7 protein-coding genes and 1 pseudogene are annotated in these 10,344 nt (G+C 69.8%); 3 read left to right on the forward strand and 5 right to left on the reverse strand.

Annotated features, from left to right (window positions below; genetic code table 11):
• Window positions 1-800, forward strand: an 800-nt coding sequence (locus tag H3O04_RS36355) for a DUF4180 domain-containing protein (protein WP_237666479.1), incomplete at its 5' end; no start/stop codon positions are given.
• Window positions 801-892: 92 nt separating this feature from the next.
• Here H3O04_RS36355 and H3O04_RS30095 read toward each other — a convergent pair.
• Genes H3O04_RS30095 through hemC form a run of 3 tightly spaced genes read right to left on the reverse strand, consistent with a single transcriptional unit; the run spans window position 893 to window position 5,057 of the window.
• Window positions 893-2,080 carry a heme biosynthesis protein HemY gene (locus H3O04_RS30095; protein ID WP_006478121.1) on the reverse strand — a complete coding sequence of 396 codons (1,188 nt, stop codon included), beginning with the start codon at window positions 2,078-2,080 and terminating at the stop codon, window positions 893-895.
• Between the two features lie 2 nt (window positions 2,081-2,082).
• Window positions 2,083-4,053, reverse strand: coding sequence for a fused uroporphyrinogen-III synthase HemD/membrane protein HemX (gene hemDX / locus H3O04_RS30100; RefSeq protein ID WP_202589062.1), 1,971 nt, complete (start codon window positions 4,051-4,053; stop codon window positions 2,083-2,085).
• Window positions 4,053-5,057 carry a hydroxymethylbilane synthase gene (hemC, locus tag H3O04_RS30105; RefSeq protein WP_202589063.1) on the reverse strand — a complete coding sequence of 335 codons (1,005 nt, stop codon included), beginning with the start codon at window positions 5,055-5,057 and terminating at the stop codon, window positions 4,053-4,055. Before hemC ends, hemDX begins: the two co-directional genes overlap by 1 nt.
• 208 nt (window positions 5,058-5,265) lie before the next feature.
• Between hemC and ppc the strand changes: the two genes are divergently transcribed.
• Window positions 5,266-8,295 (forward strand): phosphoenolpyruvate carboxylase, encoded by a 3,030-nt coding sequence (ppc, locus tag H3O04_RS30110; protein WP_124477705.1) that lies wholly within the window; start codon window positions 5,266-5,268, stop codon window positions 8,293-8,295.
• A 143-nt stretch (window positions 8,296-8,438) separates the two neighbouring features.
• Here ppc and H3O04_RS30115 read toward each other — a convergent pair whose 3' ends face one another.
• On the reverse strand, window positions 8,439-9,191 hold the full coding sequence (locus H3O04_RS30115) for a class I SAM-dependent methyltransferase (RefSeq protein WP_069232996.1): 753 nt from the start codon (window positions 9,189-9,191) through the stop codon (window positions 8,439-8,441).
• Window positions 9,192-9,417: 226 nt separating this feature from the next.
• On the opposite strand from H3O04_RS30115, the gene H3O04_RS30120 reads away from it, so the two are divergent.
• The gene (locus tag H3O04_RS30120; RefSeq protein ID WP_012329003.1) at window positions 9,418-10,227 is read left to right on the forward strand and encodes a helix-turn-helix transcriptional regulator; all 810 of its coding nucleotides are present in this window, start codon (window positions 9,418-9,420) and stop codon (window positions 10,225-10,227) included.
• Window positions 10,228-10,243: 16 nt separating this feature from the next.
• Here the strand turns inward: H3O04_RS30120 and H3O04_RS30125 are convergent.
• Window positions 10,244-10,344: pseudogene (locus H3O04_RS30125) on the reverse strand (IS110 family transposase); the annotation flags it as partial.

Genomic DNA, 10,344 nt, shown 5'->3' on the forward strand with positions numbered 1-10,344 from the left:
TCACCCGGCTCGCGCTGCTCTGCCCGTCCGGCATCGGCAGGCAGAAGCCGTTTCTGTGGTGGGCGCTGCCGCTGTTGCTGCTCGGCGATGCCGGGCGTGCATGCGTGCGGCGGCGCGTGCTGGGTCGCCTGCCACCCGCATCGACGCCGGCCGAACGGGACGCGCTCGCCCTGATGCGCGCCGTCGATCGCGGCTTTCGGCCGCGCATCGAGCCGATTCCGGTATTCGACGACACCATGCTCCGCACGTTGTCGATGCCCGTGCTGGCGATCGTCGGAGGCCGCGACGTGATGCTCGATTCCCGCGACACGCAGGATCGCCTGGCGCGCCTCGTGCCGCACGCGCAGGTACGGTTTCTTCCCGAGCAGCCTCACTTCATCCGCGGGCAGCGCGACACCGTGCGCACTTTTCTCTCATCGACGGACACGCTCGACATGCCCCATCGAATCGTTCAGGCCGCCGGCAGCCGCGTGCTGGTCCGCGATCCTTCCGCCGGCCTCGTGCAACGGGAAAGCGACGCGCTCGATCTCGTCGCGCTCGCGCACGAGCATGAAGCCGACTGGATCGCGGTCGCGGCGGACACGCTGCATGACGACTTCTACCGGCTCGACAGCGGGCTGGCCGGCGCCGTGCTGCAAAAGCTGACCAACTACGGCGTCCGGCTCGGCGTGGTCGGCGACATCGACCGCCGGCTCGCGCGCAGCGAAGCGCTGCGCGCGCTCGTTCGCGAGTGCAATCGCGGAAAATCGGTCTGGTTCGTCGCGAGCGAGGACGACCTGCTGCGCAGGCTCGGCGCGTAACGCGCTGCGGGCCGCCCCTGCCTCGCCACGGGCGAAAAAAAGCCCCGAAGGCCGATCGGCGTTCGGGGCTTTGTACGCAGCGCAGCGCCGCGTCACACGACGGTGATCGCGAGCGCGCTTTCGCGGTAGTGCTTCGCGGCCTTGTCGGTTTCGCCGAGGTGCTCGAACAGGCGGGCGAGCGCACGATGCGCCCGCACCTTCAGCGCCTCGTTGTCGGCCAGCTTCAGCGCCGATTCGAGGAACGACTGGGCCTTGCCCCACAGCTGCTGCTGCTGGCAGAGGCGGCCGAGCGCGAACAGCAGGTCGGCATCTTCCGGATGATCCTTCTTCCAGCCTTCGGCCTTCTGGATCAGCGGCAGCGCATCGGCGCCGGCCGTGTCCGGGTAACGGCGCAGCAGGCGTGCATCCCAGTTGTGCGCGAGCGCGTCCTCGACGATGCGGCGCGCTTCGTTGCGGCGCTCGAGCGGCACCAGCAGCTCGGCCGCGAGATCGGCCAGACGCGGCGACTGGCGCTCGACCGGCGACAGCGACTGCCACACTTCGAGCAGCGCGTCCGGATCGTGCCGGCGTTCGCGCAGCAGGTTTTCCGCTGCCTGCTGGCGCAGCCGCACGGCCGCGGCCGGATGCAGCGCCTCGCGCTTTTCGAGCGCCTTCGCGAGCTTCAGCACCTCGGCCCAGTTCTTCAGTTGCTGCTGGGCACGCAACGCGACCTGCTGCGCATGAATGCGCTTGCCGCCGGCCTGCATGTCGGCCAGCGCGGCGAGCGCGCCGTCGGCGTCGCGGGCGTCCGCGCGCATGTCGGCCGCCGCAAGTAGCCGTGCATCCTGCCATTCGGGCGCGTCGACCTTCGACAGCCAGTCGTCGCGGCGCGCGTACTCGTGCATCCGGTGCGCGGCCGTGGCCCCGACGAGACTCGCGGCGCCCAGGTTCGCGTCGACGGTCAGCGCTTCACGCGCGGCCTTCTCCGCACGCGAGAAGCGGCCCGCGTACAGGTTCGCGATCGCATCGCGCAGCGACGCCTGCGCCTTCTCGTTGCGCGAACGCGCCCGATACGCGGCGACCCGCTGCGGCATGCGCCAGATGTTGCGCACGATGCGCAGCAGCGCGTACACGACGATGAACAGCACGACGATGGCGATCACGAACAGGTTCAGCGACACGTCGATCCGGTACGGCGGATAGACGAGCAGCACCTGCCCCGCGTCGAAACGGCCCACGGTGGCGAGCGCCGCGGCGATCGCGAACAGGACCGCGAGCCAGACGATTCCTCGAAGCGTCATCGTTACCCCCGGCTCTTGAACTGCTGAACGGCGTTCAGGCTCGTGTTCAGGTTCGGCACAGCGACCGTCAGCGATGCGCCGTCGACCTGCTTGAGCAGATCCTCGACGGTCTGCGTGTCCTTCGACGCCTGATCGAAATACTTCCCGAGCGACGCCTGGGCGGCGTGCAGGTCGGCCTTCATCGCGCTGTCGTTGCGCGCCAGCAGCGACAGCCGTGCGGTCAGCAGGCGCAGCTTCACGTTCTCGCGCACGAAGTAGCCCTGGTCGGGCGACGCGAGCATCGCGTCCGCGTTGTCGATCCGGCGCACCTGCACGAGGCCCCTCAGTTGCTGGCCGAGGCCGGCCGAGAAGTCATGCCACCACACCTTCCAGCGCGGCTCGCCGGCGGCGACCGACGAGGCGGCGTCGACCGGCGCGGCCTTCGGCGCCGCGTGCGGCACGATCGCCTCGCCGGACAGCGGCAGCGCGTCGATCCTGGCGATCGCGTCGTCGAGCTTGATCGCGAGGCCGGTGAGATCGGCCGTAGGCGCGGCCTTCAGCTTCTCGATGTCCAGCGCGAGCGCCTTGCGCACCGTGACGGCCTGCGCGCTCTGCGACGTCGCGAGACGCGCGTCGGCGTTCTGCAGCGCGATCAGCGCGAGTTGCGTGTTGCCGGTCAGTTGAAGCTGCTGGCTCGCGCTCGACAGCATCTGGTCGACTTCCTCGAGCATCCACGCATCGCGGTTGCGCGACAGGTCCTGGTATTGCTGCTGCAGCGCCTGCTGCGCGCTCTGCGCATCGGCAAGCTTGCCGTCGAGCTGCGCGAGCTGCGTGTCGACCTGGTGCGTGCTGGCGAGCGCCTGCTCGGTCTTCAGCCGCGTTTCGGCCGCTTGCGCGTCGAGCGCCTTCTGGCGCGCGACGAAGGTGCCGTCGAGCCGGTCGATCTTGCGGTTCAGCGCGTAGCCGCCGACACCCGCCGCGCAGCCGAGCACGACGACGACGAACCACAGCACCGCGCTGCCGCCGCGGCGCGCACGCGGCTCGGGCGCGAGATAAGGGGGGCTGGACGGCGGTGCGGATGCAGCGGCCGGCTGGGAAGCGACGCTTTTGGAATCGTTGGTATCTGTCATGCGTTTAGTCACCGGTACGGCTGTCGCCGGTTGGACGGCCTCGTCGGCCATCGTTCGAAACGCGCGGACGATGCGCTCATCGCCCGCGCCGGTCAGCGTAATCCTATCAAAACCCAATGCCCGCGCGGTCTGCTCGATCCGCGGGTGCGGCGTGACGAGCGGCGCATGCTTGAGCGCATCGATCTCGGCCTCGTTCAGATGGGCCCGCGCAAGCTCGTGCAGGTTGCGCACGCCTTCCGAGCTCGTGACGAGCCACCCATGCGGCTGGCCGTCGAGCAACGCGTGCACGCGCTCCCATGCGCCGACGCGCGGCTCCGGCACGACGCGCCGGTACGCGGCGACGAGCGTGACGTCCGCGCCGGCCTCGCGCAGGCGCTCGGCGAGCCATTCGCGCCCGCCGTCGCCGCGCACGATCAGCACGCGCTTGCCCGCGAGCGCCTGCGCGCCGCCGAACGCGACTTCGATGCTCGCGAACAGGCTTTCCGAATCGTAATGGGGCACGCCGCCGTCGGCCGGCGCCTGCGGCGCGATCACGCGATGCGCGGGCGCCGCAATGCCGTGGCGCTCGAGCGCCGCGACGCTGCCGGGCCCGACCACGCCGACCGGCAGCGCGTTCGGCCAGATCGCGTCGTACCGCGCGAGCGCGCGGTCGATCGCATTCGGCGACACGAAGATCACCAGCGCGTAGTCGGCCAGCGCCGCGAACGCGGCGTCGAGCGGCACCGGATCGTCGACCTGCGCGATATCGATCAGCGGGAATTCGAGCACGTCGCAACCGGCATCGGCCAGTTGCGCCGCAAGCGCGTCGGACTGCCCGTCCGGACGCGTCAGGACAGCGGTAAACGCGCGCGCGCCGCCCGCCATCAGGCGTCGCCCTTGCCCGCGGCCTGCGAGCCCGCGAGCAGCGCCTGGACGATGTCGAGCGCGCCTTGCGCCTCGAGTTCGTCGGACACCGCTCGGCCGAGCGCGAGCGCATCGGCGACGGTCACGACCGCGCCGCATTCCTCGGCCGTCAGCACGCGCTTGCCGTCGGTGGTCGACACGCGTCCCGTCAGGTACAGCTCGCCCGCGCGCCACACCGCGTGCGCGGCGAGCGGCACCTCGCAACTGCCGCCGAGCGCGCGCGACACCATCCGCTCGGCCTCGACCGCGAGCGCGGTCTGCGGGTCGTGCAGCGGCGCGAGCCACGCGGCGACGTCGCCGCGGTGCGCGGCGATCTCGATGCCGAGCGCGCCCTGGCCGGCCGCGGGCGGGCTGGCCTCGACGTCGAGCAGCGCACGAATCCGCGCTTCGAGGCCGAGGCGCTTCAGCCCGGCGGCCGCGAGGATGATCGCCGCGTAGTCGCCGCGGTCGAGCTTGGCGAGCCGCGTATCGAGGTTGCCGCGCAGCGGCAGGACCTCGAGATGCGGATAACGCGAACGCAGCATCGCCTCGCGACGCAGGCTCGACGTGCCGACGACCGCGCCGGCCGGCAGCGCGTCGAGCGACGCGTAGTCGTTCGACACGAAGGCGTCGCGCGGGTCTTCGCGCTCCATGATCGCGGCGAGCGAGAAGCCGTCGGGCAGCGCCATCGGCACGTCCTTCAGCGAATGCACGGCGAGATCGGCGCGGCCGTCGGCCAGCGCGGCTTCCAGTTCCTTCACGAACAGGCCCTTGCCGCCGACCTTCGACAGCGTGCGATCGAGAATCTGATCGCCGCGCGTCGTCATCCCGAGGATTTTCACGTCACAAGCTGGATATAATTTGCGCAGCGCATCACGCACATGTTCGGCTTGCCACATCGCCAGGCGGCTCTCGCGCGAAGCAATCGTCAACGTCGCGGGCGGCTGTGCCTGCTGCGGCCCGGCCGCGGGGGTCTCGGAATTCATTGCTGGAACATCGAAGGACGGGATTGAAGATCGAACAATGGTAGCACGCACGCCCCGGCCCGCCCGGGCCCGGAGCCTGCGCCCGGCCTGCTTCCGCGCGGGTCGCGGCGCCGTTGTGCGGATGTGCCGCACGTAGCTGGTTGCTTGACCGCAGTTCCCGCAGTTTCCGCAGTTCCTTTTGACTCGAGCTTTCCCAAGGAAACCCATCGTGAAGTCTTCCGGATCGGCGCGTACGGCGCGCCGCAATGCTGCCTTGCCCTCCCCCGATGCCTCGACGGACACCGTCGCCACCGCCGCGAACGGCCGTGCGAAAACGGCAACGAAACCTACGGCAACGAAACCGAAAGACCCGATACGTCAGACAAAACGCACGACGAAAGCCACGAGCCCCGCCGCCCGCAATGCCGTCGCGCCGAAGGCCGGCACCCGCACGCGCGACGACAAGGACGGCCCGCTGTTCGAGGACATTCGCTTCCTCGGCCGCCTGCTCGGCGACGTCGTGCGCGAACAGGAAGGCGATACCGTGTTCGACGTGGTCGAAACGATCCGCCAGACCGCGGTGAAGTTTCGCCGCGAGGACGACAGCGAAGCCGCGCAGACGCTCGAGAAGAAGCTGCGCAAGCTGACGCCGGAGCAGACGGTGAGCGTCGTGCGCGCGTTCAGCTATTTCTCGCACCTCGCGAACATCGCGGAAGACCGTCACCACAACCGCCGCCGCCGCATCCACGCGCTGGCCGGCTCCGCGCCGCAGCCCGGCACGGTCGCGTACGCGCTCGACCAGCTGAAAACCACCGGCAACGCGTCGAAGCGCCTGCTGCAACGCTTCTTCGACGATGCGCTGATCGTGCCGGTGCTGACCGCGCACCCGACCGAAGTGCAGCGCAAGAGCATCCTTGATGCGCAGCACGACATCGCGCGCCTGCTCGCCGAGCGCGACCAGGAGCTGACCGCGCGCGAGCGCCAGTACAACGAAACGATGCTGCGCGCGCGCGTGACCGCGCTGTGGCAGACGCGCATGCTGCGCGACGCGCGCCTGACGGTCGGCGACGAGATCGAGAACGCGCTGTCGTACTACCGCGCGACGTTCCTCGACGAGCTGCCCGCGCTGTACGGCGACATCGAGGCCGCGCTCGCGGAGCACGGCCTGTCCGCGCGCGTGCCCGCGTTCTTCCAGATGGGCAGCTGGATCGGCGGCGATCGCGACGGCAACCCGAACGTGACCGCGGCGACGCTCGACGAGGCGATCAACCGCCAGGCCGCGGTGATCCTCGAACACTATCTGGAACAAGTCCACAAGCTGGGCGCCGAGCTGTCGGTGTCGAACCTGCTGGTCGGCGCGAACGACGCGGTGAAGGCACTCGCGGCCGCGTCGCCCGACCAGTCGCCGCACCGCGTCGACGAACCGTATCGCCGCGCGCTGATCGGCATCTACACACGGCTCGCCGCGAGCGCACGCGTGCGTCTCGGCGAAGGCACGGTGCCGGTGCGCAGCGCGGGCCGCGGCGCGCCGCCCGTGCGGGCGATTCCGTACGAGGATTCCGAAGCGTTCGTCGCCGACCTGAAGGTGCTGACCGCGTCGCTCGACGAACACCACGGCGCGTCGCTCGCCGCGCCGCGTCTCGCGCCGCTCGTGCGTGCAGCCGAAGTGTTCGGCTTCCATCTGGCGAGCATCGACCTGCGCCAGAGTTCCGACATCCATGAAGCGGTGGTCGCCGAGCTGTTCGCGCGCGCAGGCGTCGAGGCCGACTATGCGGCGCTCGCCGAGGAAGACAAGCTGCGCGTGCTGCTCGCCGCGCTCGCCGACCCGCGCCCGCTGCGCTCGCCGTACCTCGAATACTCGGCGCTCGCGCAGAGCGAGCTCGGCGTGTTCGAGAAGGCACGCGAGGTCCGCGCGCAATTCGGTGCGCGTGCGGTACGCAACTACATCATTTCGCACACGGAAACCGTCAGCGACCTCGTCGAGGTATTGCTGCTGCAGAAGGAGACGGGGCTGCTCGAAGGCACGCTCGGCGTGCCGGGCAGCCACGCGAAGAACAGCCTGATGGTGATCCCGCTGTTCGAGACGATCCCCGACCTGCGCGACGCGTCGCGCATCATGCGCGACTACTTCGCGCTGCCGGGCATCGACGCATTGATCGCGCACCAGGGCGCCGAGCAGGAAGTGATGCTCGGCTATTCGGACAGCAACAAGGACGGCGGCTTCCTCACGTCGAACTGGGAGCTGTATCGCGCGGAACTCGCGCTCGTCGACCTGTTCCGCGAGCGCAAGATCACGCTGCGGCTGTTCCACGGCCGCGGCGGCACGGTCGGCCGCGGGGGCGGCCCGACCTACCAGGCGATCCTGTCGCAGCCGCCGGGCACCGTGAACGGCCAGATCCGCCTGACCGAGCAGGGCGAGGTGATCGCGAGCAAGTTCTCGAACCCGTCGATCGGCCGGCGCAACCTCGAGACGGTCGTCGCCGCGACGCTCGAGGCATCGCTGCTGCCGCAATCGAACGCACCGGCGCAGTTGCCCGCGTTCGAGGCCGCGATGCAGACGCTGTCCGATTCCGCGATGGCCGCGTACCGCGCGCTCGTCTATGAAACCCCGGGCTTCACCGACTACTTCTTCTCGTCGACGCCGATCACCGAGATCGCCGAGCTGAATATCGGCAGCCGCCCGGCGTCGCGCAAGCTGCAGGACCCGAAGCAGCGCAGGATCGAGGATCTGCGCGCGATTCCGTGGGGCTTCTCGTGGGGCCAGTGCCGGCTGCTGCTGACCGGCTGGTACGGCTTCGGCAGCGCGGTGAGCGCGTATCTCGACGGCGCGCAGGACGACGCCGAACGCGCGAAGCGCGTCACGTTGCTGAAGAAGATGAACAAGACCTGGCCGTTCTTCGCGAACCTGCTGTCGAACATGGACATGGTGCTCGCGAAGACCGATCTCGCGGTCGCGTCGCGCTATGCGCAGCTCGTGTCCGACCGCAAGCTGCGCAAGCACGTGTTCGAGCGGATCGTCGCGGAATGGGAGCGCACGTCGCGGGCGCTCGCGGAAATCACCGGGCAGGAAGGCCGCCTCGCGACCAACCCGCTGCTCGCGCGCTCGATCAAGAACCGCTTCCCGTATCTCGATCCGCTCAATCACCTGCAGGTCGAGCTGATCAAGCGTCACCGCGCGGGCGACACGAACGCGCGGCTGCGCCGCGGGATTCACCTGACGATCAACGGGATCGCGGCCGGCCTGCGCAACACCGGCTGATCCGCGGGCGGCGCGGGCGCCGGGCGTGTTCGGCGCCGGCCGGAATCACGAAAGCCGCGATACGCGTTCATGCGTATCGCGGCTTTTTTTCATGCGGCGACGAAATGGCGCAACGGCAAAGCGGCGCGGCGCGCGCCGCACGCTCAGTGCGCGTCGATCAGCAACGCATCGTGCTCGAACGAACCGTCGGGCTGCACCGCGTAATAGGTGCGCACCTCGTCGGGCGCATGCGCCCACAGCGCGCGGATGCCGGCGACGCTGTCGGCCGGCGTGCGAATCCGCTCGACCCACGTATCGAAATCGATCGGCAACCGCCAGCGGCTGTGCACCTGCGCGTCGAAGCCGGCTGCACGGAACATCGCGAGCCATTCGTCCGCGCGGTAGTCGCGCACGTGCGACGCGTCGCGCAGCACTTCCGCGGCCTGCAGGTACGTATCGAGCAGCGGATGGTCGTTGCCGGCGATGTCGATCATCAGCACACGGCCGCCCGGCTTCAGCACGCGGCGCACCTCGGCGAGCGCCGCGCGCATGTCGTGCCAGTGGTGCGCGCTCATCCGGCTCACGACCCAGTCGAACGTCGCGGTGTCGAACGGCAGCCGCTCGGCCGGCCCCTGCTGCGTGCGGACGTTCGCGAGCCCGCGTTCGCGCGCGGCCGCATCGACGGTCGCGAGCATCGGCGCGGCGAGATCATACGCGACCACGTCGCGCACGTGCGGCGCGACCGCGAAGCTCGCGTGGCCGGCGCCGCAACCGAGATCGAGCACCGCGGCGTCGGGCGTCGCGCTCACCGCGTCGGCGAGCGTCTGCAGGTCGGCGCCCGTCGCATGAACCGTGCTCGTCAGATAGGCGGCGGCCGTCGTGCCGAATGCGTCGGCGACCTGGTCGTGGTGTTTCATCGTTCGCTCCTTTCCTTGATGCAGTCGGCCGATCCCGGCGCTTCAGCGCGCGATCCGGCCCCGTGCAACGCATTGTGTGGGACGCCCGCTGCCCTGCCAGCGCGCGAGCCGCTACAATAGGCTGGCGCTTGTACCAGTACAAGTTAAGTAGTTATTCTGGTATTCGATCCACCTGTCTGATCGTTCGATCGTTGCCGCGTTTTCGCTTCCACTTCGCCGTTTCCGCATGAACCAGCCGTCCTCCGCCCCCGTCCCGCCGCTCGACGCCACGCCCGCCCGCGCGCTCGGCGAATTCATCCGCGCCCACCGCGAGCGGCTGTCGCCGCAGGCGGTCGGCCTGCCGCCCGGCCCGCGCCGCCGCACGCCAGGGCTGCGGCGCGAGGAAGTCGCGCAACTGTGCGGCGTGAGCCCGACCTGGTACACGTGGATCGAACAGGGCCGGCCCGTGTCGGCCTCCGCCGACGCGCTCGCCCGGATCGCCGTCGCGCTACAGCTGTCGAAGGCCGAGCGCGCGTACCTGTTCGAGCTGGCCGCGCAGCGCGACCCGGCCGAGCCCGACGTCGCGGGCGGCGACCTGCCGCCGACGCTCGCCGCCACCGTCGCGGCCATCGCGACGCCCGCCTACGTGCTCGATCGCCAATGGAACGCGCTCGCGTGGAACGCGCCGGCCGCCGCGCTCTTTTCCGGCTGGCTCGACGGCGAGCACGACCGCAACCTGCTGCGCTTCACGTTCATGTCGCCGGCCGCACGCACGCTGATCGTCGACTGGGACACCCGCGCGCGGCGGCTCGCGGCCGAATTCCGCGCCGATGCGATCCGCCACCTGACCGACGCGCCGACGCGCGCGCTGATCGACGCGCTGACCACCGGCAGCGACGCGTTCGCACAGTACTGGGCGTCGCAGGACGTGTTCGAGCGCGAAGGCGGCCTGCGCGAATTCGACCATCCGGCCGATGGCCGTCTCGTGTACCAGCAGATCACGCTGAAGCCCACGCACCGCGAGGACCTGAAGCTCGTCGTGCTGGTGCGCGACTGAGTAACCGTCTTCCGAGTCAAGCCCGATGAAGTGAATCGTCCCAAGGCGTGTTGGTTTTGACCATGGCATTGAGCATGGTTAGGAGCTTGCGCATGCAGGCAACAAGCGCGACCTTGG

Origin of the sequence: Burkholderia sp. KCJ3K979, from assembly GCF_016759955.1 — a bacterium.
GTDB lineage: Bacteria > Pseudomonadota > Gammaproteobacteria > Burkholderiales > Burkholderiaceae > Burkholderia > Burkholderia orbicola.

Bases quoted from the DNA above. Each gene is read 5' to 3' on its own strand.
- hemC (WP_202589063.1), bottom strand. From the start codon at position 5,057: ATGAATTCCGAGACCCCCGCGGCCGGGCCGCAGCAGGCACAGCCGCCC.
- H3O04_RS30115 (WP_069232996.1), bottom strand. From the start codon at position 9,191: ATGAAACACCACGACCAGGTCGCCGACGCATTCGGCACGACGGCCGCC.
- H3O04_RS30095 (WP_006478121.1), bottom strand. From the start codon at position 2,080: ATGACGCTTCGAGGAATCGTCTGGCTCGCGGTCCTGTTCGCGATCGCC.
- hemDX (WP_202589062.1), bottom strand. From the start codon at position 4,053: ATGGCGGGCGGCGCGCGCGCGTTTACCGCTGTCCTGACGCGTCCGGAC.
- H3O04_RS30120 (WP_012329003.1), top strand. From the start codon at position 9,418: ATGAACCAGCCGTCCTCCGCCCCCGTCCCGCCGCTCGACGCCACGCCC.